A 25841-nucleotide genomic window follows, 5' to 3' on the forward strand; every position below is an offset into this window, starting at 1 on the left:
TATTTATACTTATACACCCTATGCTTCCCAATCTATTTGTCCTAATTCCTTAATAAATTCAATTCCACATTTAGGTTCTACCATTTTAATAAAGTAAGCTAAACCATATAAGTGTCCACTATAATTAGATTTAGTAAATCCTTGTTTATCCAAACTACTACTTACACCATACTTTTTAGCATAATAAATTTGCTGTCTCAGATACTTTTTTGTTTTTTGAGGCACACTCAATTTGTTATTAACAATTAATCCTGTTACCATCTGTTGATGATAGCTAAATTGTACCCTAACCTTTTTTTCGTTAACTTCAAACTGTTCTTCTTTAATTACACGTTTAATTAATTTAATATACTTAGCAATTTCTTTATTTCCGGAGAAGGTTAAATCATCAGCATACCTTGTATAGTGTGCACCAATATGATTCGCTAAATCTGAAAGTCTTGAATCTAACCTTTCACAAATAAGATTAGATAAATAAGGACTAGACGGGGCTCCTTGAGGCAATTCATTATTAAGTGTACATAATCCTGAAAAGAGCATAGAAAGGTGTCTAGTATACCCTAAACTTTCAAACAGTTTGTAAATCCAAATATATTTAATACTTGGAAAAAAGTTTTTAATGTCTAAGTTTATTACACATTGCTTTCCTACGTGAGGCTTTGCATTATCAACAATTGATTTTTGAGGTACAAAACCTGTAGCTACTTTAGAAGCATCTATTCTATATAGCACATTTTCTAGAATCCATTTTTGGATATATTTCAAATTTTCTGATGGCGCATTTAAATTTCTACTACCACCTGTTTTCTTAGGAATAACAGCAGTTTTGTATAGTGTCGGGGCTAATTCGTAATATGAATATAACTCTTTAGTTCCTATACCTATAAGTTTCGCTAGATGGATTGCATCAAAAATTATTGGTAGACCCTTTTCATCAAGGCTAGTTGCATAGGTAACACATAAATCAATGTACTTCTCATCAAATTGTTCTTCTTCCATCATTTTCTTGAGATTATCTATATTCATTATTTTCTCCAAATGTTTTCTACTGGATTATTTAATTTAACTGATTCACCATAATAAAATATTTGACCCCGAGGATTTTATTGTGGTGAAACAACAAAGTGTTCTTCTTTGTTGTTTCAGTACTAATTTTCGTTCTTCAAAATTAGTACTGAACAGCTACATAGTAACTTTATATCACGAATAGCGACTCGCTATTCAATTCTAGAAAACATTAAATATTTACAATTTAAAATCCTTGGGTATATAAATGTCATCAAAAGATAATTGGTTTCCAATAAATCTCAGTGTAACTGTGTCTTGTTGGAATAAATCCGTTATAGATACATTTAACAAACCTTTTTCTTTTAGAAGCAACTCAGCTTCGTGAGTCAAAACCAATCTACCAGTATTATTGCTTAACATGTTCTTACTCATCAAATCACTTAAAGACTTCTTCATTTGATTAGTAGAAAAATTGCACATTTCTTTAATTTCTGATAGCAAATACGCATCTCGATATTCATTTAAATATACTAAAATTAGAAGTTCTTTAAACTCAATCATCTACTAAATTCTCCATTTTTTTCATATTATATTTAACAGAATTCTTTCTTGATTTTTTGAAAGCTGGTTTTCTATCATCTCGAGGAAATAATCCTTTCCACTGTTCATTTTCAAACCAAAATGAACTTAATGTATTATTAGGAGTATTTCTAAAAAAAGAAAGAATCGCTTGGCTATTTTCGAATCCAAGTATATTTTTCGATTTTTTTCCCCATAGACCTCTTTCAAAATCTCTTAACAGCGTTTCATTTTCTTTACAATCCTCGCAAAAAATATGATTCTCACTAAAAGCCTTTCTGTGTAAATTATGACAAATTATTTCACAATTAAAATTATTTTTCTTAAAAAAATCTTCTAGATGGCTTTTTCCTTCCTCAAGCATCTCAACACAAAAAATAAAGCAATTTACTTTCAAAAGTTTTCTTTTATTTTTCTCGAAGAAACTTTCTACTGTTTTACCCGATCCGATAATATCATCTATAAAAATTACATTATGAATATTTTCAAAATTACGAATACCAAGCTTCTCAATATCATAACTAAAATGGTTAGAAATATTATTAAGAATCTTAAATTCTTCTAAAAAGAAATTTGAGCTGTCAATCTTAGAGTCATCTTCAATTCTTGAATATATAGTAAACTCTTCATCTAGTTTCAACTCATTTACGATGATATTATAAAAGTCGACGATTATTTGCTCTAAACGTTCTCTTGAGTAATAATTATAATGCCTTACAAGATTCAAAAAGACTTGTCCTAAAGTTTTGTTAGAGTCCAATTGACTTACAAATTTCCCTAACTTACTACTAAAATTTCTAGTCTTAACGTCTTCGCCCCATCTATCTATACAAGAAGCTGCTATTCTTTGTATTTCGGTTAATTGCCGTTGTTCAGTCATAAAATACACTCCTAGCTAACCTAAAGATGCTCCCATTACTAAAATTCAATTCATTTTGATTTTTAACAACCGAACATATTATACCATAAATTAGTATTATTTCCAGAAAGAAATAACCCATTCTTGGTCCCTATGTTAATAAGACACAATTTATTAACACATCTATAAAACTTTTTAACTCTACTACTAGTTTAATCCCTTCTTCTACATCTATTTATAATCAATACGATGATATCCTTAATTGTTCCTTAAAGAATCATTTTTTCATAAGTCTTAAGTACCATGCTATCAATTAATTGAATAATTTTACTTGAATCATTTTCATTATTTTTAGAAATAATCTCATCCGTGAGTTTTTTATACTCGTTTAATAATTGATTGTTTATATTCGGCACACTAATATAATTGCAAAATTCATTTATTTCAAACCTCTCCCCATCTTTTAACAATATTGCTTGATACTTATTTCCCTTCCATATATTAATATATACTCCGTATCTATAACTTAACGGCTTCCTCATCCATTCCTCTATTATCTTATTAATATCTGACTGATTATCGTTTCTCGATTTTTTCAGTTCCACTACTAAAAAATTCAAAGTATTTGTCTTTCGCTTATGAAAAATAATGTCTGGTCTCCTATTCTGATAATTACGTTTTGTAACATCTAAATCAACATTTAACCAAAAAATATACTTTGCAATTTCGTTAGACAAATGATAGTTAAGATTCCATTCGGTAAAATTCGTCTGGTAAGTATTTTCAAAAATATCTGGTTGATTTTGAAATAAATTTATAATAGAAGAGTACACTATATCCTTTATTAAATTATTCATATAAAAGCAATCCTCCAGGCAACTTGTTAAATTAAATGAGACAAATAAACAAATTCTAGCAGTTAATCAAATTCTAAGTAGATTTTCCCGATGCCACTTCATATACCGTTTCTGAGATTCATTCATTAAAATTTTAATTTATTATTGACGTTTAGGAATAATCTTGAATTATCATCTAAATTTTTTGAAATCAATATTACTCCATCATCATCAAAGCTAATATAACCCTTATCAAATAAAGAATCGTGATTTGGACACCGTCATTACTGCAACTTCTTTGTATGTATGAGACTTAAGCAATTCTAATGCGTGTTGTACTTGTTACTTGAAATGCTTTCTAGGTCTACCTTCTCGAAAATCATTACGCTGCTTTGCCAATGATTTACCTTCTTGTTGGTGTGTTTTCTACTAACCACATATTGAGGATATGAACATTCACATCTCTTACAAATCAGGCCTCCTGCTATAGAGGGAACAACTCCAATTGTTGTTGTTTATCTTCCTTAACCTGCCTCAAACCATTTACATACTTTTTCTTTTTTCTTGTAAGAAAGACTGTTGCGTCACCATAAAAGAAGTCCAGTATCCTCCTTGCATTCTGTCCATAGTAATACACCGTTCTACATTCAGACTTCTGCTTTTTATATATTTTCGGTAACTGGATTCCCAATATTTCATTTAATTTATTTATATATCCCTTAATGAACATATCATTGCCAACAATGCTAATGGTAATGGCATTCTTTCTTAGATTGACATTACCATCACCATCAAAATACCCACGCATATAAGGACCTAAAAGATTAGATGAAAGAAACGTAGGAAACTGAAGTGTAAAGGATTTTCTAGGTGTGACACCTTTTTCAATCAGATCATTAGCCATTTTTGTACAAGAAACAGTCACTCTATTCGAAAGGAAATATTTACTATCAAATCGTGTAGTTCTTTCTTTGATCATATCTGGTTCACCACCAATAGCTGCAACAAACTTTTCAATATGCTCTTTATCCTCAGCTTTTAAACCCAATTCAACAGATTTATAAGTAGACGATTCATTTATGCATCCATCCGCACCTAGAAACCCAAGCCAATAGGCTTTTTCTTCTGTATCAATGAATTCAAAGTAATCTCCATTATATTGATATTTTTGAAGTGGATCTCTAATGTCTATCTTATTTTTCTTTAAATGCTTTGATATTGTTAGACGGGTAACTTTATATTTGTCTTCTAATTCAGTGATGGTGATATTTGGGTTATTTACATACTCGGCTACAGCCAAATCTATTCTGTTTTGGATTTCCCTATAGTGATTATCTTTTTCAATCCCTCTGTTATCCAGCTCCATAGACATTCTACTTCTTGAAAACCCATATTTTTCTGCAATTTCATTTATGGACATTCGATTTACAACATAAAGATCAACTGCTTCATTTATCGTCATACCAGCTCTTTCTTCCGCTATTTGTAGCCACCTCTCCTTTTGAAAATTTCCATTGTTTTCAAATATACCTTTCTCAGCATTCTTTTTAGCCGTATCCGAACGCATTTTAGAAACGCACTTATCTGAGCAACACTTTTTGAAATGGGATTTATTCTCAGGATTATTTTTCCGCTTGTCAAATACTTCAAATTCTCTTTTACATACAAGGCAAACATTGACATATGCTAGAGGCCGTCTCTTTTCCCTTTGTCTATTTCTGAGAGTCGTATTCTGGGATTGTACGACAGAACGGCATTCCTTCGAACAATACTTTACAAACTTCCTATCATTCTTAGGTTCATGTTGGGGTTTACGTTGTACTTCAAATTCTCTTTTACAATGGTAGCAAACATTGATGTATGGCATAGTCCCCTCCAAATAATATTTTTTTACATTTTACATCCCTTATGAAAACAGGTCTATTCTTAGGTAAACACTAAAAATATAATTCAAATTATTATTGTTTTTTCACATGATCTTAATACTATCCGTTCTGTTCTCCTGGTAAATCTCTTAGATTCGAATAACAATAGCTAACGTACTTCCTAGATTTCTTTTACTGTCATTCCATTAAGTTCTGCTAGTATTTAAGTTGGGATATATTCAAACTTTGCAGCTTATGTTAACTTTAATTAACTATAGCATGGTTTACACAATCATAAATCGGAGAGGTCACTTTTGATACCTTTAAAATTTTTCGACACTTTTTACGGAGCTTTTTGTGAGGAATAATTCATGTATTTCAACTAATATATAGCTTATTCAAGTTTTTCGTTGTCAATATATTTTCTACTGTCTCATGACTAATTTTTGCTATTAATAATATTCGTCATATGAAAATCCCTCCCTTTAATTTTAAAGCTCTCAAATCATATACATATACTCGTATATGCATCTACATTGTTAGCAAGCGGGAAGTAATAAATCGCTTACTAGATTTTTGAAAGTAGCTAACGAGATTGGATAGTGAATTCTTAGTTTAAGAGCATTTCACTAATAAATGGAATTGCCCCTCGTATCTAAATTTTTCACATCATATCGTGTGAATTAGGGGGCTATGTATCCCTCACTATATAAAAAGAATGAGTCACCTCATTCTCTTTACCATTATACAGACAGTTAAGAACATAATTTTGTGGTCACAAATGGTCATAAAACTTACAGTAACCATTGCTTTTTCAATAAAATTCGGTTTATATAAACCCATAAAAATGCCTTTAAATCAACGTTTTTCCCATAACTTAGCAGGGAGAGCGCCACCTTGACAGGGTGGAGGTTATTATTTAAAGCTTTATAAGTACTTTACTTACAAATAAGAAGAAGGGCGTATACCTCATACGCCCTTCTTCCATAACTAACAATACACTTTATCTAACTACTATTTTTCTATTATATTTAAAAATTTCTCCACTTCACCTAAACTCACTCACCTCATGTGAAAATAAACTTGATACCTTATCCAGAATCTAACTCCCTTTGTATATAAACGTTATTCCCACTTAATCATATATGCACAAAAAATCCCTTTAAACTCTTAAGTTTCTCAGCCATTTAAGTTAATTTGGTTAGGCTTTCGGTGGGAAGTCAAATTGTTATGTGGCCAAAAGCCTCATACCTTATTCAATTAAGTTTGCAAAAGATTATGATAAGTCCCTGAAAATACGAGCTGAAAGTTGTAAAAAATTTGAGATCGTAAAAGTTTCCGTTATTTAATCTCCAATATTTCCTTCATATACTTTTTAAATGCATCATTTTTCCAAAATCCCAATCGAACCCCGTCAATCCCTCTGGTCATTAGAATATAGTAAATATTCAATACAAATAAGGTAAACTCTTTTGCATTTTCTGGACTTTCATCGCCCTTAGAGAATTTGCCGTTTACATTATGGAAATTTTCTGGATTTCCGAATAACCGGCCCTTTTCGTCGACTTGAAGATCATTTCCGACTAATACACCGACTTTATTCAAATCAATTCCCTGAACTGCAAAGACGGAGCCAATCTGCTCTTCAGCATCTGCATCCTCTGAATAAATCCAATTTTCTTGAGTGGAATTCCATCTTCGTTTGATATTTCCTTCATGCCAATGAGTGCTTGATGGGTCTTTGCCATCAGCCTGTTTCCAAGGTTCAACTAATCCACCTAGCACGCGATTTATATGTTCGTGATTAAAGTTTCTGTCTTCTTCTACCCAGTCAATCAAATTCTTTAAAGGTTCTGTTTCGAAATATCCAAAATAAGCATCAACATCACTATCTCGGAACACAGATCTGTCAAATCCCGGATTAAAATTCGTTTTTCCTAATAGATCTGTATCCTTATATAAAAGATATTTTATACCATTTACAAAATCTTCTGATGTATAGTTCTTTCCCGCTGGAGCTTGGATTCTAAATTGCGTTGTTAAGTATTTCTGTTCAAAGTCTTTGGTTGCTTCATTGAATTGCGCACGTGTCATATTGGCAGGACGAATAGCTTGCAACACGTCATACATTAACACAATTTGGTAGCCTAATTTTTTTATAGCCTCTAAGTGGTTCTCGTCCTGGGCAAATCTTCCTTTATATACTTCATTAAAAGATGCCATTTGCTTGGAAAATTTTCTAGAAAGCTTATGAGATTCATCAACAATTACAACATCATAATTTTCATTGGCATTAATGAGCTGCGTCGAGGTAGCAATTGTCAAATTACTGTTGTTCATTCCATATACTCTGAAGATATCCTTTGCCGTTTTAATCCAATTAGGCTGCAAAACGACCGCTATTCGATGATTAGGCTTTTCTTTCAACAGCTTAGCAACCAAATGAGTCAGCAATACTGTTTTTCCAGTCCCTGCATCTCCATTAATTACAAAGCTTTTATCAGGATTAGATTCAATCTCCTTAAGAAACTCTATTTGCTGATCTGTTAATTCTTTGATTGGGCTATATTTGATCAGCGCTCCATTACGTAGCTCATCTAAAGTTGGTGTACTTACCCATCCTTTAGGGTATAACACTTCTTCCCAAAAAGGCAAAATGATTTCTAGAGCAACCTTTTCTCGGTCTCTGTAGTCATTCACGCTGTTACCATTGTTCCGATTAATAACCTCATCATTATCATATTGAACCAGCTGCTTTTTAGATTTTGGATTATCGGCCATAAAGTAGGTAATCAACTGGCTTTCGACATCATCTAAGGCTGAACCGTTAAAATAGGATGAAGTAAGAATAATTACTTGGTCGAAGTCTGCTATATTAAATTTTTCCTCTTGACCATTGTAGTGCTGCTTATTTCGCTCAATAAATTGTTTCGTTTGTCCAATGTAAATCTTTTTTGACTTCGTTCCTTTGTAGATATAAACGACATTGCCATTTCTAAGAATATTTTGTTCAGGCTGGCGAAGTTCATCGAAACCTTCCAGTTCTCCATTCTTCACTTTCAATGTTATACATTTGTACTTAGCCATTGCTCAATCCACCTCATCCAATTCATTATATTTCTTTTTTTGACCAAAGCTTTTAGTAACTGGATATTTCTGGTCATTCTTAATTAGTTTTTCAGCGATGATTTCATCGATATCAAAGCCTAGGTTATCGGCCATCATATAAGAGTAAATCAGCACATCGGCCAGTTCTTCTTTGAGTCGCTCGGGATTTGCCTTGGCTTCCTCTGCTGTTTTCCATTGGAATAATTCTAATAATTCATTTGCTTCTAAAGAGATGGAAATGGCTAGATCTTTTTCATTATGAAATTGCCTCCAGTTACGTTCATCTCTAAATTGATTAATTCGCTTCATTGATTCGCTCATATTCATTTCCTTTCATACCTTCCAGAAAATGTTTCCTTATCTCTTAATTACTAAACAAGATATAGGTTTATTTTCTAGCTCGTGAGTGCATATTGCCAATTTAATAACATGGAAAATTTTTCTTGTAATCTTATTGTTATTTTACCATAAATATTATTTGGCTTGTTTAATAAAGGTATAATCCTTCATCTTTTCTAATTCAAATTATCAGCATTGATTTTTCTTTTCCAAAAATTCTTTTTGTTATATAAAACATTAATACTATCGCCATCAAACTAATCCTAATAAAAAAATATCCCCATCAGAATTTGACAGGAATATTTAATTTCACGAGGAATAGTACGTATGCTCCATAAACATTCCATGTTTCTCAATAGCGATCCGCGTATCTGGTTTTTGTATAACTATTAGTGTCCACCGTTTCTTTTCTGGAAATAAAGTTCTATTACTTCATCTGTCTCCGGAGGTTTAAACGCTATTTTCACCTAGCGTTATGTATAAGCCATCTTGCTTCACTTGAATAACACCTTAACTGAGAACAAACTACCCGCAACCCATCACTAGCAAACTGACTAATCATATGCACCTTATCATCACCTACTCTGATAACCTCTATTTACATACTGCAGCATATAAAAAAATCGCTCTCCACATTCTACTTACACCACTGAAATGAACCCATAAATCTAAAACACACATTAAACACCAATAAATAAGGCCATATCAAAAGCATACTCCGATGTCATTCTGATACAGCCTCATCTATATTCTCTTAATGACTTTAGAAACATATAGTTATTAAAAATTAAACCTACCTACAAAGCATTACCTTCCTTTAAATAATCATAAAGCTTATTATCCACCGATTTCTCCATAATCATATTCATCGTAACAACCGGTAGTTCTTTTCCATTTTTATCTTGCATTTCGGTTTGTTCTACACTTGCTTTATCAGGTTTCGCTTTTCCTAAATAGTAAAAGTCGCTTCCCTCATCATCATCTTTTTTCACAAAAATATGAACATCAATATTATTTTCTTTAGCGTCAATAATTGTCTGAACTTCCTTTGACTTTAACGTTCTATTACTTCTTGTATACCATTTAAGAACATCTTGATTAAGGAATTCATCACCGTAGTCCACACTGGATTCTACTTCATCATTTTTATGGTATGTGATAAATATTGGACAAGTATAGTATTTTGTCTTATAACCATACATAGTTGAGCTCTCATCATTATGCCAATTTAAAAGTTTACAAACATCTTTTCTTGAGTATTTTTTATATGCAGTAAGGTTACTATCACACTCATAGTTTTTGCTCTTTTCCCTTGCACTTTTAATAATGTCCATAACCATACGCTTAAAGTATTCATTTTGTTCTAAGCTTTTTCGGATAGAATCATTAAACATATACGTCTTATCGTCTTTTAAAGAGAGAATCGGCTTTTCTCCATATTTCTTTTGGCTATTTTGTAAGAAAAAGTCCAATTTAAAAATTCGTTGCACAGAAGTAATCGTGTCATCATCTGTTAAACAATTAAATTTTTCAAGTTGCTTTATATACTCATCTTTATCAACTTTTTCTTGCTTTAGTAATAATTCTAATAAAACAATTTCGTTTTTACGTTTTCCATTCAATATTTCCAATGAAAACATCGTTAAAACTTTATTTTCGTACTCTGTTAATGCAGGGACATCTTCTTTCATTTTCAATAAGAACTGATAATAGTTCGAATATCCTTCTGCAAGTACAACTGGATCAATAGAATGGTTTACTATAAAGTCATATAGATATGGAGTTCTTCCTATTCTATTTTTCAACTCAGCAAAAGCTTCCTTCAATACTTTCATTGCTGTTAAATTACTATTGTTAATCGCTTTAAATATCTGCTTTTTCGCTATTTCTTCAAAGTTAACTGTTGAAATACCTTTAATATAACTCGTGTCATTTGTATATCTACGTATATTATCTTTATTTTGTGATCTATCTCCTGAAAGGGCAATCGGAATTAAATAGTTATTTTTATAGTTTCCAATAAAATCAATAATCGTAACAAAATCTTTCGAATCGTGTTTTCGAAGTCCACGCCCTAGCTGCTGTATAAAGATAATACTTGATTGAGTTTGTCTCAACATAACAACTTGGTTCACACTTGGAATATCAATTCCTTCATTAAAAATATCTACTGTTAAAATATAATCCAGTACGCCATTTTCTAATTGATTCACCCGCAGTTCTCTTTCCTTTTGGGAATGATCGCCGGTTAATGCAAATGTGCGAAAACCTCTATTATTTAAGGCATATGATAATTGTTCTGCCTCATCTTTTCGGCTGCAAAACATTAATCCTGTTACTTTCTCACCAGAATAACCATAGTATTTTACTTTTTCAACTACATGATCCACTCGCTCTTCCGTAACAAGTTTAGATAAAACTGTAGTATCATCTATCTTTTCACCATTATATTCAAAATCAGTTACTCCAAAATAATGGAAAGGACAAAGCATATCTTCTTCAAGCGCTTCTTGCAAACGAATTTCATAAGCAATATTGTAATCAAATAGCTCATAAATATTAAATTTGTCTGTACGTTCAGGTGTAGCAGTCATTCCCATTAAAAATTTCGGTTTAAAATAATCAATAACTCTATGATAAGAACTAGCACCAGCTTTATGAACTTCATCTATTAAAATATAATCAAATAGCCCAGGATCAAATTGATGTAAATTTTCTTCCTTTGCAATAGTCTGGATTGTCGCAAATAAATATTTAGCATTTATTTGCTTATTTGATCCTGATAAAACGCCAAAGTCCTCATCGGCTCCACCAAGAACCTTTTGAAAATCTGATTTTGCTTTATTTAATATTTGCTCTCGGTGAACAATAAATAGCATCCGTTTAGGTGCAAAATTTCTGACATCAAATGCTGAAAGATATGTCTTACCCGTTCCTGTTGCGGAAATAACTAAGCCTTTTGCTTTTCCAGCGTCTCGAATAGCTTGTATTTCTTTTAACGCAGCTTGTTGCATTTTATTTGGCGTAATTTTCAACGCTTCTTCAATTGCATTATGATATTGACCAGGTAATTCTATAACTCGATCTAGCAACTTATTTTCTGCAGCTTGTTCATATATTGTTTCGTAATTTGCAATCAACTCTTCAGTTAATACTTGAGAATGCTCCCAGACTTCTTCAAATTGATTTTTAAAATGTTGAACAATCTCTCCATCTTCATGCGATGTTAACTTGACGTTCCATTCATAGTTCACCTTCAAAGCATGTGCAGTCAGATTTGAACTACCAACTATTAATGAACAATGTGTTTTATTATCAAATATGTATCCCTTTGAATGAAAACCAGATAAGTTTGTTAATCTTACTTCTACATTTTCAAGTTTCATTAATTCTCTAAACACTTTTGGTGTATTAAAATTTAAGAATGTAGATGTTAATATACGTCCTTTAACTCCTTTTTGTTTAAGATCAAGGAAATGCGATTTTAAAGTCGCCAGCCCACTTTCCGTAATAAAAGCTACTGAGAAAATAAAGGCTGTACTATTTTCAAGCTCTTCCAACAATGAGCTTAAAACATTTTCATTTTTCTTCGTATTGTTTACTAATAATTTAGGCTTATATATTCCAGGATGATTATGTTTTTGATTAATAAATCCTTTATATAAAGACCCTTCTAACTTTTGAATGAAATTCTCCATATGATCACCATTTATGACAAATTTTTATACTAATTGTATTACTCACTGATTTAAAGTGCAAATTTATTACAATAAAAAAACTATCCGCATAAAACGAATAGTTTTTAATCAAATTACTTTACAATCGATTCTTTTGATAATTTCTCAATAGTTGGGATATCCGCAGGTGCCCATTCTAAAGCTGCTAGTTCATTCGGATATAACCATTTAATTGCTACGTGCTCAGTTAGAACTGGACTTCCTTCAACAAGTTTACAATAGAAAGTTTTCAAATGAACAATACCAAAATCATACTCATAGGCTGTATAATCAATTTGCTCACCAATCTGCACGCTACAATGCATTTCTTCATCAATTTCACGCTTTAACGCCTCTTGAGGTGTTTCTCCCTCTTCTATTTTCCCACCTGGAAATTCCCACATAAGAGGTAGCGATTTAGATGGTCCTCTTTGTGCACATAAAATTTTCTCATCTTGAACAATTACTGCTCCAACAACATAAATATTTTTCTTCATTATATCCTCCTTAAATCTCACAGAAACTCTATACTTTATGTTTCCACACTTTATAGACTGAAAAATGCCTTTTATATCTTTAAACGACTAATATATTTTTAATCAGTAAGCTAGATTTTATCTATCCTTATCTAGCCCTTTTAATGCAATTAGCCTAACACTCTCATCTCTTTTATATTATATAGAAGTAACTACAAAAATAAAGCCTGATTGAATACTTCCCTCTTACGCCTCTTTTTTCAACATTTCCTCATACCTAAAATCACATTGCTCCAACAACATCCTACTCTCCACACTCCCCTTATAAAAACTCTCCCAACCCCGCTCCCTCAAAATCCCCTTCCAACTATCACTCTCCACCATCCTCTTAATCACACCATCCCAATAAGCAACCTCTTCCTCCGTCATATCTTTTGGACCCATAATGCCTTTCCAGTGCTGGAAGATGACGTTGATTCCTTGTTCTTTCCATGTTGGGATTTCTGGTAGGCGGTCTAGTCGTTTTGGTGCGGATACGGCTAGTATTTTTATTTTGCCAGCTTTGTATTGTTTTTCGGCTTCGGATAGGGTCATGGTTGCGGCGCTGATTTGTTTGTTCGTTAGGGCGTTTATGATTTTTTCTTTGTTTTCGTAGACGAAGAATTGTAGTTCGGCAGGGTTTATGCCGAATGCTTTGCTTACTTGTACAAATGATAGGTGATCGTCGTTTCCTAGGCCTGGGGCAACGCCGATTTTGAAGTTTTCCTTGTTTTGTTTTAGTTGTTCCATTAGTTGTTTTGCAGTTTCTATGTTTGATTCTTTTGATACGACAACGACTTCCCAATCTGATGCTAATGTTGCGAGCGGTGTGAAGTCTTTATATGTTAGTTTACTGTGGCCTAGTAGGTTGTTCGTTATAAGTAAACTTGAGTTAATCGCCAGTACGTGACCGCCTTTTTGTTTCGTATATTTCCATCCGACGTCACCGCTGCCACCTACTTTGTTTGTGACAGTGATTGGTTTTGTGAAGATTTTTTCTTCTGTCAGTGTTTTTTGCATCGCTCGTGCTGTTAAGTCCCATCCTGCTCCTTGAACGTTTGGCGCAACGATTTCTACTTTGTCGATGTTTACTGTATTCGTTTGAGGTTTTTCCGAGGAACAACCTGTTATTGCTCCTGTCATGATCCATATACATAGTAATAATCGCTTTTTCATAGTCCTCGTCCTATTCGATATTTTCGTTCTGGTCGTCCGATAATGCCGTATGTGTACTCTACTGTGCATTCGTTTGTCGCTACTAAGTATTCTAAATATCTTCTTGCGGTTGTTCTGGAGGCCCCCATTTGTTCGCCCATTTCTTCTATTGTAATGCCCTCTTCGAATCCTTTTATAATCCCTTTCACTTTTTGCAGCGTTAACGGATCCACACCTGTCGGTAAGTTTTTGATGTCTTGCGTTTGCGAAGTACCGAAGAAGTTATCGATGAGTGCTTGATTCACTTCATTGTTACTATGTAATAATTGCTTCTTTCTTTTATAGTCTTCAATTGTGCGAACGAATTTTTCTAACGTGACCGGTTTTATAAGGTAGTTGCTTACGCCGTTTCGAATTGCTTTTTGTAACATATGGTTTTCATTTGCCGCAGTAACCATAATGACGTCAACGTTTGGAAAGTCTGCATGAATTTTCGGCAATAAGTCTGTTCCGATTCCATCTGGCAAATAGTTATCTAATAGAAGCAAATCGATTTCTTCCCTTTGTAGTAATTCCATCGTTTCTTTTGCGTTCAATGCTTTTCCAATCACTTTTACATCCTTTATTTTTGATAAAAACTCTTCCTGAATTTGCGCGACGCGGAAATCATCTTCTGCAATTGCAACCTTCAACATATGCCCATCCCCCTGTTAGTCATGTACTTTCTCTCAATGTTTTCGGAAGGTAAATTGTAAAAATAGCTCCCCCATTTTTCTCGTTTTGAATTTCAATTGTTCCCCCTAGTAGATCTACCATTTCTTTCACATTTGCTAATCCGTAACCGCGATTATTTCCTTTCGTTGAAAATCCTTTTTGAAAAATGGTCGTGATTTTTTCAGCTGGTATTCCTGCTCCACTATCTATTACTTCAAACACAATATCATGTCCAATATCCGTAACAAAGAAAGAAACATTCTTTTCCTCTCGTTCACTCACCGCATCAAACGCATTGTCGATTATGTTTCCAAGGATCGTAATAAGGTGCGAAACTTTTATATGGTCTGGTAATGGATGAAGTGCACTATCTCCTTCAATATGAAAATCAATTTTCTTCTCCGACGCTGTTCCGATTTTCCCTAATAAAATAGCTTGTACTTTTGCATCATGAATTTGATGGAATAAAATATGATTTTGACTTTGATGAATATTAGATTCTTGCTGGATAAATTCAATCGCTTCTTTGTAATGTCCTAACTGAAGTAATCCTGATAAGACGAACAGCTTATTTGTAAATTCATGCGTTTGAGCACGTAAATCCTCGGAATACTTTCTTACCTCAGATATCGTATTCACTAAGTTTTGCAGTTCTGTTTTATCTCTAAAACTACATACAACGCCTACCGTATTATTATTTTCAAGTATCGGTGTCATGTTTAAAATAAACACTTTATCTTGAAACGCGATTTCTTGATCGCTTTCTAACACTCTCTCCATATTAAATTCCGGTAAAACTTTTGAAATGTGCTGCTGCATATAATCATCATTTACATGTAGCATCTCTTCTGCCGAGGTGTTCATCATCGTAATAAAACCGTTTTGATCAATGGCGATAATTCCTTCTTTTATAGATAGTAGTATCGCACTTCGTTCCCGGTATAACGCCGCAATTTCATTCGGCTCTAAACCGAGTGTATCTTTACGAATGCTACGTGCTAAAAGAATGCCACCAACAATTCCAGCTAGTAATACAGCTAAGGAAAAGAGTATAATTTCTTTCGTTCTGCTCAGTATGTTAGATTCGATACCTTTTATTAAAAACTCTACTGTCACAACACCAACAACTTGATCGTAGTCTCCGTTATGAACAATAATGGGCGCCTTCGCCATTAAAGCAGGACCACTTTCACCATTTCCTTCTAGCGTATAGTATCCACCAAAAGTAAGTGCTTCATAGTTATATGGATTGTTACTCTTTGTGCCAATTAACTCCGAATTAGAATGGGAATACATCACCCCAAAGCGATCTTCTATAATGACATAATCTGCACCAGCTTGCTCACGAACTTGTTCCGCAATAGATTGAATCGTACTTTTATGCTCATTATTTTGAAAAGCACCTTTTATAGCTGGCATAAAAGAAAGCGACTTCGCTGTTTGCAGGGCTAGTTGCTCCACTTGGCGCTTCGTATCAACGGACTGAATGTACACAAATATTCCCGCTAATAGGAGAACGACAAATAAAATTAACGCGATAATTAAGCTCACTATTTTCGTTTGCAATGACACTTTGCGTGATTTCTTCATACTTCATATCCTTTGATAAAATATTCAAAACTATCAATCTCCTTTTTCTATTATTATGACAAAACTAATAATGAAGCAACTATTAAAACTCCCCATGTACATAAAGTACAAAAAGAATAAAATTGTCATAATATTGAGATTCTATCCTTTAGACAGTACAATTCAACTACAATGAACACGCTTTCATAATTATCATTTTATTTATAAGCAAGAGGAGGAATTAGTATGGCTCAAGTAAAATCAAACCGAGTCGCCGGCAATATTTTCAAAGGTTCTGTCGGCAATTTAATTGAATGGTATGACTGGTACGTTTACTCTGCTTTCGCTGTTTACTTTTCAGCAGAGTTCTTTCCTAAAGGCGATCCAACGAGTCAGTTACTAAACACAGCGGCTATTTTCGCAGTTGGGTTTTTAATGCGCCCTATCGGAAGTTTATTAATGGGTCGCTATGCGGATCGGCACGGACGCCGGGCAGCATTAACGCTTTCGATTACAGTTATGGCCGGTGGTTCTTTAATTATCGCCTGTACACCTAGTTACGAAAGCATCGGTATTATGGCACCCATTATTTTAGTTCTTGCCCGTTTACTTCAAGGATTATCACTCGGCGGAGAGTACGGAACTTCCGCAACATATTTATCTGAAATGGCTAGTAGTGGTCGCCGTGGTTTTTATTCAAGCTTCCAATATGTAACGCTCGTTGCTGGACAAATGGTTGCGTTAGGCGTTCAAATTGTTCTTCAGCAATTGCTAAGCGAACCAGATATGAAAGCTTGGGGCTGGCGCATTCCGTTCATCATTGGAGCGATGGGTGCAGTAGCTGTATTATGGCTTCGCCGCACAATGGATGAATCGGAGCAATTCGCAAACATAAAATCACAAAAACGCGAAAACGCAGGAACCGTTCGCGCTCTTATGAAACATCCGAAAGCAGTATTAACAGTAGTCGGTCTAACATTAGGAGGTACTGTCGCATTCTATACGTACACAACATATTTACAAAAGTTCATGGTAAACACAGTCGGTCTTCCAAAAGAAGTTGTAAGCTGGATTAACTTTGCCGCACTACTTATTTTCGTCGTACTTCAACCAATTGCGGGGCTACTATCCGATAAAATTGGACGCCGCCCACTATTAATGGCATTCGGTATTCTCGGAACATTACTAACAGCACCAATCTTCTTCTTCATGGAAAAAACGACAGAACCAATGGTAGCATTCTTACTCATGATGGTCGGTCTCATTATCGTTACTGGTTACACTTCCATTAACGCAATTGTAAAAGCAGAACTCTTCCCAACTGAAATTCGCGCACTTGGCGTAGGCTTACCATATGCACTAACCGTTGCGATATTCGGTGGAACAGCTGAGTTCATCGCTTTATGGCTAAAGAGTATCGGAATGGAATCACTATTCTACTTCTACGTAGCTGGATGTATCGCTATCAGCTTTATCACATATTGGCGTATGGATGAGTCATCGAAGACTTCGCAGATTGAGGCGGAGCTTGGTGATGGGGATAGTTTGAAAAATGGTACTAGTTCAAAATAATGAAGTGCGGAAGGTCACCTTGAAAGAGGTGGCCTCTTCGTATACTCTTTCAAAGAATCTAACATCAAAAAAACTCTCCGCTGACAAATTAAAACCATCTTTTAAACTTGGAAATCCTTATTTCAAATCTATCATTAACAAGATTATTTTTAAGACTTCCCCTCCTCCTAATACACATTTTCGTTATGGTTTCTAGTTCTTTTTTAACAAAAACATATGAACTAATTTTTAGTTTTATTTAATAGTATTTTAGTGGGTTTTAAAATTTTTTTAATTTTTTCCTATGACTGTCATGTAGGGATTTATAGGTTTTTTCACCCTGCTTTTTGGACGGATATTATTTCACATGGTGTACTATCTATGTTACCCTTTTATTAGGGTGGTTGTTCCAACACAATCAAAAATTGTAATAAAAGGGGTTTTATGTATGAAGAAGCTACTATCTTATTTACTAATTTTTTCTATGGTACTTTTAGCTTCCTTTCCAATGAATTCTTCGTACGCTAAAACTAATGATGATCAGTTGTCAATTGATGAGTCTATTTTAGCTACTAAAGAATTCTTCAAAACTACTAAAGTAGTGAAAGAAAATGAAGTTACAGTAGAGGATGTTACAAAAGGTCAATTACTGGAGAAAGCTAAAGAATTAATTTCATCAGGAACTGTCAAACCGATTGGTGGTACAGAAGTTGATGTAGATAACCTTTTAGTAAGAGGGATTAAGACACCATTTGGTGTAGAGTATTCTGTTTTTGATTCATCCGTTACTACAGATGATCAAGGAATTGTGAATTCACTTAAACTCTTTAATATGGTTTTTACTGATAAGGTTGAATTAAAAAACACTTATGAATTAAAGTCTAATAGAAACAAAGATAATCTAGCTACTACTAAGATGTGGATCGATAATATACTAACAAGTTCTGCCGATTTAGATTTAACTACTGTGATTAATGATTCATCCGCCGATGAAAAAGGAACAGATATACTTACTACAGAACTTGCACCAAAAACTGATAAGGCTGTTCAATATGGATGGACAAAAAGATGGAAATGTACTCAAAGTTGTGTAGCGTCTAAAGGTGTAAATATGCTAGTAATTGCGGGATTACTTGCAGCTTGTGGAGTAGCATGTACTGCTGGTGTACCAGCAACAGCAGGAACAGCTTGCTATGCATGTGTAAACTCTGCCGGTATTGTGGGAGTAAATACAGTCCTTGGTTGTCTCGATGAATGTGATTCATAACAACATCTATTAATTGAATATTTTGTAATTTAGGGAGGATGAAAACATTGATGAAACTATTTTTCTTTTTAGCTGCCCTATCAGCAATAATATTCACGGTGCTTGGTAAAGCTATGTTAGGAATTGTATGTACCTCAATATTTTTTGTAGCAGCATTATTTTTTAGTAAACCTAGATTTAAAAATGATGAATAATGCTATTATACAGAAACGAAAACTCAAGTTATTTTGACTTGAGTTTTTCATTTGTACATCAATAGACTAGGAGTGAATGTAGTGAAAAAATTATATTTTCTTCTTTCATTGTTATTTTAAGTTTAGAAGCCTTTACTTTTATAAAGGCAAAAGCTCCTAATGATTATTATGCAAAGTAATTCGTATGACTAAAGATTCTTTTCTATTACTATTACAAACAACATTCAATAAAACAGATTGCATCGCATTTACAGATAATCAAAAAAATAGTCATAAATATCATCTATATAAGGATGATAAAATAAAAAGACCTCAAATAGATGGCCTCGTAAAATGAATAAAAGAACTATCAACTTACAAAAAATCCCTCTAAAATGATTGTTATATATAATCAAAAATGTAGAATGAAATTAAAGACAAAAAACACATTTAGGAGGTTATCATGACATTTGATGAATTGAAAAAAAATAAACCAACAACCTCATGGGTTGAGTATGATGAAGATGGGGAATTTTTCACCGAAGAAAATATAAGTGCAACAAATACGGTTCTTGACACTTACATTAACAATTTGCAGCAATTAGGGAAGAACCCAACCGAAGTCGAAGTAATGCAATTTGTTAAAGAGGTAGTTATTAAATTAAATGAACTAAATATCGAACATGACCATTTTATCGAAACAATGGAAAGAGAAGATCTCTATGAATTTATCGATGCGGCTGCACGAATAGCTGGCTTAGAATCCGAAGAAGATATAACAGAAGAATGGCGGGAATGGTAAAAAAAAGTTGCCCCTCTACTTGTTAGAGGGGCAACTTTTTCATACGCCAATTGAATTAATAATTTCATATCTGTACAGGATTCACGTGTTCCAACATATCATTAAGCTCATCCTGCCAATGAATACCACACCCCCAAAAAATATATCAACGATTATCCAATTATATCGATCACAACTCCGAATATATCGACGTTTCGACACAACATATCGACTTACCGACAAATTTTGCAAAAGCTACCTCCCAAACTATCAACCAACCCCACAACTGCACCAAACACCCAACAAAAAAAGACCACCAAAAGGCAGTCTCCCTCAAAACTCAATCCTATTCCCCACCCCATTCTCCACCGCTTTCTCATACAAATACTTCGCAACAATAATATCCACTACCGCCAAACCAACCGATTTAAAAATAGTAATCTCTTTATCGTTCTCCCTACCAGCCCTTTCCCCGCTTATGATTTGTCCAAGTTCGGCATGGATGTCGCTAGCTTTGAATAAACCTTCCTGTATTGGAACTTGAAGATCTCCTGTTTCTTCTAGTGCTGCTTCTTTTGATTCGACTACTACTTTATTTGCTCCCGCGATGGCGTGGGATGGTAGTTCTTGCATGTTCGGCCTAAATGAGCCGACGGCGTTTATGTGGACGCCTTTTTGTAGTTTTTCTGAGAAGACTGGTGTGGATGCGTTCGTAGTTGTGACGATGATGTCTGCTTCGCTTATTGCTTCATTTGCATTTGTGTGAACATAAGCAGGTTTATTGAATCTCTCTTGTATATATTGCGCAAATGCATACGCTTTTTCTTCTGTTCGATTGTATAAAATGACTTTTTCAATATCTCTCACCGCAAACACTGCTTCGGCAATTCCCTTCGCCTGTTCGCCTGTCCCGATAATACATAAGGTTTTTGCGTTATGCCGAGCTAAATGTTTTGTCGCTACTCCTGATAGAGCCCCTGTTCGAATCATCGTTAAGTAGGATCCTTCTAAAAGTGCGAGCGGTTCTCCCGTTTGAAAGTCTGATAGCATCACAATCCCGTTTATCGTTTTCTTTCCTATCTTTTTGTTCTCAGGGACTACTGTTACGACTTTTAAGCCAAGTGCCTCAAGTCCTTCCGCTACTGAAGGCATAATTAATGCCGTATTTTTCTCGTTCGCAAATGGTAATGAGCCGCGAATTGGCGTGATCGTTCTTTCTGCGGAAAATTCTTTTAAAGCAAGCGCCGCGTATTCAATGACTTCATTCATATTTACTAAGTTTCGTTGTTCGTTCGCGCTTATGACTAGCATATCTTTCCACCTCCTCCTTCTATCCTAACAAAAATCCTCGATTCAAATCATCTCTTGGGTCTACAACGAACTGATGAAATCCTGTAATAAAGGCATGCCCCGTTACTTTTGGAACGACAGCTTCATATGTATCTACTGCGGTTACCGACAATACTTCTCCCTCGAATTTCCCGTCAGTAATGCATTCGTGGACGAAAATTTCTCCCTTTTGTAGGGTATCTCTTTCAAAAAGAGTTGCGATTCTTGCGGAAGTTCCTGTGCCGCAAGGAGAACGATCTACTTGCCCATCAGCGAAAATCGTTACATTTCGTAAAGTTGCGTCTTCCCCTTTCGGTTCATCTGAGAAAATAACGCCGTATATTCCTTTTAACCCTTCTTCAAGTGGATGCTTTACTTCCATGTTACTCTCAATGTAGTGCTTAATTTTACCGCCCCACGCTTGAATAGCAGCTAAGTCTTTGAAATCGACTTTCAAACCAAATTCTTTACTATCTACTACTGCATAAAAAGCTCCGCCAAACGCGATATCTACTTGAAATTCATAGTCACCTATTTTAATAGGGACGTCTTTTTTGTATACAAATGAAGGAACATTTTCAAATGATACGGACTCTACTTCGCTCCCGTTATATTTCGCGTACGCAATGACTTCACCGGCAGGGCTGTCGATAATAAACTTTTGTTTCTCACCTGTCACTTCAAACATACCCGTTTCAATTCCGACTGTAATAACAGCGATAATGCCATGACCACACATCGTGCTCCATCCTTCATTGTGCATAAATAATACACCAAAATCAGCGTGAGCACTCGCAGGCGGCGTAATGATACAACCGTACATGCCGTGATGTCCTCGCGGTTCATACATAAGAACTTCGCGAAGATGGTCCAAATGTTCCATGCAGTATGTGCGTCTTTCTAACTGTGTTTCTCCTTTTATTTCTGGCACGCCGCCTGTAATAATTCGAAGTGGTTCCCCAGCTACGTGAGCATCAATTGTCGTGTACACTTTACTAACCTTCATTCCTATCTCTCCCCTATATGTTGATACTCTTTTTATTGCAAATATCATGCCAACGCATAGGGTATAAATTTGTATGCATTGTGTAAAAAAGCATACACTACTGTCTATTTTTTTATACACTGTCCGGAAACTATTTTATGGAACACCTTGATACAACTAGGCTTATTATTTTCAATGGAAAGTTACTCCCGCCCCCAACATATACTGTTCAAAAGCAAAAAGGAAGTGATCCAATGTACTACGGAACAAAAGGCTGGTACGTAGCCGAACTAAAAAAATTAGGCGTGCGATATCACGAAGGGCGAAAACTAGAAAGTTACCGCGGACACGTCTTACGCAATTTATTACTTGCACAACAAGAGAAGACGAAAGAAGAGTAATATACTAATGTAGCGATATCGTCGATTCTCGGAATATATCAACGATTTAGCACAATATATCGGCGATTTTTTAAATATATCGACGATTCGACATAGGATATCGACTTACCGACAAATTTCGCCAATTCATCTATCTACACTACCAACCAATCACACACCAATACCAAACAAAAAAGGTCACCCAAACGGGTGACCTTCTTTTCTTATTCACAAACAAGAATTTGTCTAGTAAATGATCCTTTTCTTGTAACACAGCGATCTGTAATTTCAAATCCTGCTTCATGGATCATGTCGTCCATTGTTTCCATCGTGACAACGACTACCTTTTTAGCGATGCGGCGCGCACTTGAAAGAATGGAGAACTGGTCTTCTGGTGTTGCATGCGTAAATAAGTCGTACGGCATATCGATAATGGCAACGTCGTAGTTCTCCGTAATTTCCTCAATTGGACCTTTTGTTACTGTTCCTTCAAACCCGAAATGTGCGATGTTTTTTCTCGTTCCAAGCACAACAAGTGGATTTATATCTCTACCAACGATGTTAATCCCCATAGAAAGTGCTTCTACTACTACTGTTCCAATACCGCAGCACGGGTCAATTGCTCGTACTCCATCTGGATTTGGTACAGCAATATTAGCAACTGATCTCGCAACACGTGTGCTAAGAGATGTCGAATAACTATGCGGTTTTTTTATGTGATGATACCAAACTGGCTCACTTTCTACATAGTGTCCGAAGTACCAGCGTCCTCCAAGAGGAACAATCCCAAATACACGCTCTGGATTACGAACATCCGCTTCTCCTTCAATATGCATGCCAAGGTCGCGTTCAATGAGACGTCTTTCCCCATATTCAATTTTATTTTCTTTCCCAAGGTCATTAATTTTAACGAAGATAACTTTAAATGATGCCCCCGCCAAATCAATTTGTTCCACTTGTTTTAAAATGCTTTCTAAGTCGTCTCCCTCGTACATAACCTCAACGCGCTCTTTTATAAACGCACTTCTACTTGGGTCAATTTTGACATCACTTTTCAAAATATTAACGTGAGACTCCGTTCCAAAGAACGAGCGCATTTCCAAATAACATAAAGCACGCTCCTCCTCGCGAAATGCATACGTATATATACATGCAGGTGTTTTACTATGATTATTCAATCTATTATCATCCTCTATATCGTTATAATTACAATACTTTTTCATATAAAATTAAATGATATCACATGCCTGAAATAAAGAGAAACGTTAATAAATAAAAGAGACTGCCATTGGCAATCTCTTTTGATGTATTAACGGAAAGAAGATACGCTATTACCCTTCGCTTCGTAATAATCTAAAATACCTTGATAAATCGCTTCCGCTGCAGCTTGTCTCTGTTTTGGTGTAGCAATTTTATCTGCATCACTTTTATTATCTACAAATGCTAATTCTGTTAATACAGCTGGCATTGTATTTTCTCTAGTTACGTATAAGTCCTGATGTCTTATACCACGATCTTTTGTTCCAAGTGCTGCTACAAGACGGTCTTGAATTTTTTGTGCTAATAACATACTGTCTTCTACATGCGGATTCGTTACTTTCGCTCTTGCTGACTGATAATATAATGTTTCTGTACCTTGTCCATTTTTCTTTTCAGAACCATTGGCATGGATACTTACAAAAATATCTCCATTATGTTCCTGTGCAAACTCTACTCGTTTTTTCAATGAATCTGTTGAGTCTACTCCTGGACGTGTATTATCTGTACGAGTGAACATAACAGTAAATGGTGCCTTTTGCTCAAATATTTTCTTTAATCGTAATGATACATCTAATACAGTTTGACTTTCTTTCTCATAATAACCAGGATTACCCGAGTCAATTCCGCCGTGACCTGGATCAATAATAATCGCTTTACCTTCTAAGAAGTTCTCTTGCTTTACTGGGTTTAATTGATTTTTATCAACCCACTGGAAACCAGCGCCTACGCGGATACGAATCCAGCTGCCACTCTCTTCCATAATCGTTACTGTTTGTGCATTATATGTTCCTAGCACTTTAGAACTATGTGAAGCTGTTTCATATGCAGTAAACTCTTGGTTAATCGTTTCTGTTTTTTCTGTTAGAGGTGTCCACTTCTCACCTTTACTTGTTACAATTTTCAACCAGCCGTCTGCTCTTTGCTCTTTCACTTCAACCATTTGTGGCTTATGCTGAACGTCAGTAATACCAGATGATAATGATGGTTGATGATATGTAATAAAGTTTCTGTTCATATACATTCTTTTTGATGTATTTGTTTTATCTTTATCAGCCTTTGCAATGAACTGAGCTGTTTCTGCACGCGTTACAGTTCCTTCAGGATTCCAGCCATTTCCAGTACCATTAGAAATCTCTAAAGCTACTAAAATATTAGCTTGTTTCTTACCCCAATGAGGTTCCAAATCTTTAAACTGTGTTGGAAGTTCTCCAATAATCTTCTTATCTAATGAGTACGCTTGTACTAACATAGATGCCATAGATGCACGGTTCATTTTGCCGAATGGATTGAAATTACCAGTACCATCTCCATTAATTGCACCTGCTTTTTCCACTGCTGCAATGTACGGTGCTGCCCAATGGCTTTGTGCATCTTTAAAAGATGGTTTTGCTTTTGGATCAATTGGTAAACCAAGAACGACTGCTATGATTTTTGCAGCTGATCCTCTATCTACTGCTTCAGATGGAGAAAACGTTCCATCTGGCTTTCCATCAAGCGCTTTTTTTCCTACTAAATAATCAACTGATTCTTGCGCCCATGTAGGAACATCCGAAAACTTCTTCGATGCTGCGAAACTACTTACTGGAGATGATAATAAACTTGCGGCTAAAATACCTGCCGCGACTGCACGATACTTCATAAAAAATAATACTCCTCTCGACAATCATCTTTTTAATAACGCGTAATCTTAATATATAAATTCCGATAAATCCGAACAAAAAAAATTAGTGCGCCCCTATTATTTTATAATACTCGAATTATGTAGTAAACCTACTTTCTTAATATTGTAAAATAAATTACAATTAATTTACTTTTTGTTAAATAAAGTCGATTTCTCTGCAAACAAAAAATA

Annotated in this window: 22 protein-coding genes and 2 pseudogenes; 6 read left to right on the forward strand and 18 right to left on the reverse strand. The window is 34.7% G+C overall.

The window, feature by feature from the left end; all coding sequences use genetic code 11:
* Positions 1-18: 18 nt before the first annotated feature.
* The 14 genes and pseudogenes from BAQ44_RS03755 to BAQ44_RS03815 all read right to left on the reverse strand — a co-directional run bounded on the left by BAQ44_RS03755 (position 19) and on the right by BAQ44_RS03815 (position 16284).
* Complete coding sequence (locus BAQ44_RS03755; RefSeq protein ID WP_071720830.1) at positions 19-1026, reverse strand: retron St85 family RNA-directed DNA polymerase; 1008 nt, start codon at positions 1024-1026, stop codon at positions 19-21.
* A 219-nt stretch (positions 1027-1245) separates the two neighbouring features.
* Positions 1246-1569 carry a hypothetical protein gene (locus BAQ44_RS03760; protein ID WP_071720832.1) on the reverse strand — a complete coding sequence of 108 codons (324 nt, stop codon included), beginning with the start codon at positions 1567-1569 and terminating at the stop codon, positions 1246-1248.
* Positions 1562-2467, reverse strand: coding sequence for a phosphoribosyltransferase-like protein (locus BAQ44_RS03765; RefSeq protein WP_071720834.1), 906 nt, complete (start codon positions 2465-2467; stop codon positions 1562-1564). Before BAQ44_RS03765 ends, BAQ44_RS03760 begins: the two co-directional genes overlap by 8 nt.
* Positions 2468-2715: 248 nt before the next feature.
* The gene (locus BAQ44_RS03770; RefSeq protein WP_071720836.1) at positions 2716-3303 is read right to left on the reverse strand and encodes a hypothetical protein; all 588 of its coding nucleotides are present in this window, start codon (positions 3301-3303) and stop codon (positions 2716-2718) included.
* Between the two features lie 231 nt (positions 3304-3534).
* A pseudogene (locus tag BAQ44_RS29380) lies at positions 3535-3754 on the reverse strand (recombinase family protein); the annotation flags it as partial.
* Positions 3755-3766: 12 nt separating this feature from the next.
* Positions 3767-5149, reverse strand: coding sequence for an LAGLIDADG family homing endonuclease (locus BAQ44_RS03775; RefSeq protein ID WP_071720840.1), 1383 nt, complete (start codon positions 5147-5149; stop codon positions 3767-3769).
* Positions 5150-6488: 1339 nt separating this feature from the next.
* On the reverse strand, positions 6489-8234 hold the full coding sequence (locus tag BAQ44_RS03785) for a DUF2075 domain-containing protein (protein WP_071720845.1): 1746 nt from the start codon (positions 8232-8234) through the stop codon (positions 6489-6491).
* A 3-nt stretch (positions 8235-8237) separates the two neighbouring features.
* Positions 8238-8576, reverse strand: a complete 339-nt coding sequence (locus BAQ44_RS03790) for a nucleotide pyrophosphohydrolase (RefSeq protein WP_071720847.1) — start codon at positions 8574-8576, stop codon at positions 8238-8240.
* 339 nt (positions 8577-8915) lie between these two features.
* Positions 8916-9101: pseudogene (locus BAQ44_RS31740) on the reverse strand (nuclease domain-containing protein); the annotation flags it as partial.
* A gap of 290 nt (positions 9102-9391) precedes the next feature.
* Complete coding sequence (locus BAQ44_RS03795; protein ID WP_071720848.1) at positions 9392-12292, reverse strand: DEAD/DEAH box helicase; 2901 nt, start codon at positions 12290-12292, stop codon at positions 9392-9394.
* Between the two features lie 113 nt (positions 12293-12405).
* Positions 12406-12807 (reverse strand): (deoxy)nucleoside triphosphate pyrophosphohydrolase, encoded by a 402-nt coding sequence (locus BAQ44_RS03800; RefSeq protein ID WP_000739608.1) that lies wholly within the window; start codon positions 12805-12807, stop codon positions 12406-12408.
* A 225-nt stretch (positions 12808-13032) separates the two neighbouring features.
* A complete protein-coding gene (locus BAQ44_RS03805; RefSeq protein ID WP_071720849.1) occupies positions 13033-14001 on the reverse strand; it encodes a tripartite tricarboxylate transporter substrate binding protein in 969 nt (322 codons plus the stop codon).
* Positions 13998-14675 carry a response regulator gene (locus tag BAQ44_RS03810; RefSeq protein ID WP_071720851.1) on the reverse strand — a complete coding sequence of 226 codons (678 nt, stop codon included), beginning with the start codon at positions 14673-14675 and terminating at the stop codon, positions 13998-14000. Before BAQ44_RS03810 ends, BAQ44_RS03805 begins: the two co-directional genes overlap by 4 nt.
* Positions 14676-14694: 19 nt before the next feature.
* Positions 14695-16284 (reverse strand): ATP-binding protein, encoded by a 1590-nt coding sequence (locus tag BAQ44_RS03815; protein ID WP_071720853.1) that lies wholly within the window; start codon positions 16282-16284, stop codon positions 14695-14697.
* Positions 16285-16509: 225 nt separating this feature from the next.
* Here BAQ44_RS03815 and BAQ44_RS03820 point away from each other — a divergent pair, with 225 nt between their 5' ends.
* The 5 genes from BAQ44_RS03820 (at position 16510) to BAQ44_RS03835 (ending at position 20056) form a co-directional block, all read left to right on the forward strand.
* Positions 16510-17835, forward strand: coding sequence for an MFS transporter (locus BAQ44_RS03820; RefSeq protein ID WP_071720855.1), 1326 nt, complete (start codon positions 16510-16512; stop codon positions 17833-17835).
* 487 nt (positions 17836-18322) lie between these two features.
* Complete coding sequence (locus BAQ44_RS03830; RefSeq protein WP_249024719.1) at positions 18323-19081, forward strand: hypothetical protein; 759 nt, start codon at positions 18323-18325, stop codon at positions 19079-19081.
* Between the two features lie 47 nt (positions 19082-19128).
* Positions 19129-19275, forward strand: a complete 147-nt coding sequence (locus BAQ44_RS30760; protein WP_161491745.1) for a hypothetical protein — start codon at positions 19129-19131, stop codon at positions 19273-19275.
* A gap of 184 nt (positions 19276-19459) precedes the next feature.
* On the forward strand, positions 19460-19612 hold the full coding sequence (locus tag BAQ44_RS30765; protein ID WP_161491746.1) for a hypothetical protein: 153 nt from the start codon (positions 19460-19462) through the stop codon (positions 19610-19612).
* A 105-nt stretch (positions 19613-19717) separates the two neighbouring features.
* Positions 19718-20056 (forward strand): hypothetical protein, encoded by a 339-nt coding sequence (locus BAQ44_RS03835; protein WP_071720860.1) that lies wholly within the window; start codon positions 19718-19720, stop codon positions 20054-20056.
* Positions 20057-20368: 312 nt separating this feature from the next.
* On the opposite strand, the gene BAQ44_RS03840 is transcribed toward BAQ44_RS03835, so the two are convergent.
* Positions 20369-21346: an ornithine cyclodeaminase family protein gene (locus tag BAQ44_RS03840; protein ID WP_071720862.1), complete on the reverse strand. Its 978-nt coding sequence runs from the start codon at positions 21344-21346 to the stop codon at positions 20369-20371.
* Between the two features lie 19 nt (positions 21347-21365).
* On the reverse strand, positions 21366-22370 hold the full coding sequence (locus BAQ44_RS03845; RefSeq protein WP_071720864.1) for a proline racemase family protein: 1005 nt from the start codon (positions 22368-22370) through the stop codon (positions 21366-21368).
* Positions 22371-22507: 137 nt separating this feature from the next.
* Between BAQ44_RS03845 and BAQ44_RS30255 the strand changes: the two genes are divergently transcribed.
* A complete protein-coding gene (locus BAQ44_RS30255; protein WP_116758350.1) occupies positions 22508-22750 on the forward strand; it encodes a YflJ family protein in 243 nt (80 codons plus the stop codon).
* A 203-nt stretch (positions 22751-22953) separates the two neighbouring features.
* Here BAQ44_RS30255 and BAQ44_RS03855 read toward each other — a convergent pair whose 3' ends face one another.
* Both BAQ44_RS03855 and BAQ44_RS03860 read right to left on the reverse strand, forming a co-directional pair.
* A complete protein-coding gene (locus tag BAQ44_RS03855; RefSeq protein WP_001059327.1) occupies positions 22954-23907 on the reverse strand; it encodes a TRM11 family SAM-dependent methyltransferase in 954 nt (317 codons plus the stop codon).
* A gap of 131 nt (positions 23908-24038) precedes the next feature.
* Positions 24039-25628, reverse strand: a complete 1590-nt coding sequence (locus tag BAQ44_RS03860; RefSeq protein ID WP_071720865.1) for an N-acetylmuramoyl-L-alanine amidase — start codon at positions 25626-25628, stop codon at positions 24039-24041.
* Between the last annotated feature and the right edge of the window lie 213 nt (positions 25629-25841).

This window comes from Bacillus mobilis, from assembly GCF_001884045.1.
Lineage (GTDB): Bacteria > Bacillota > Bacilli > Bacillales > Bacillaceae_G > Bacillus_A > Bacillus_A mobilis.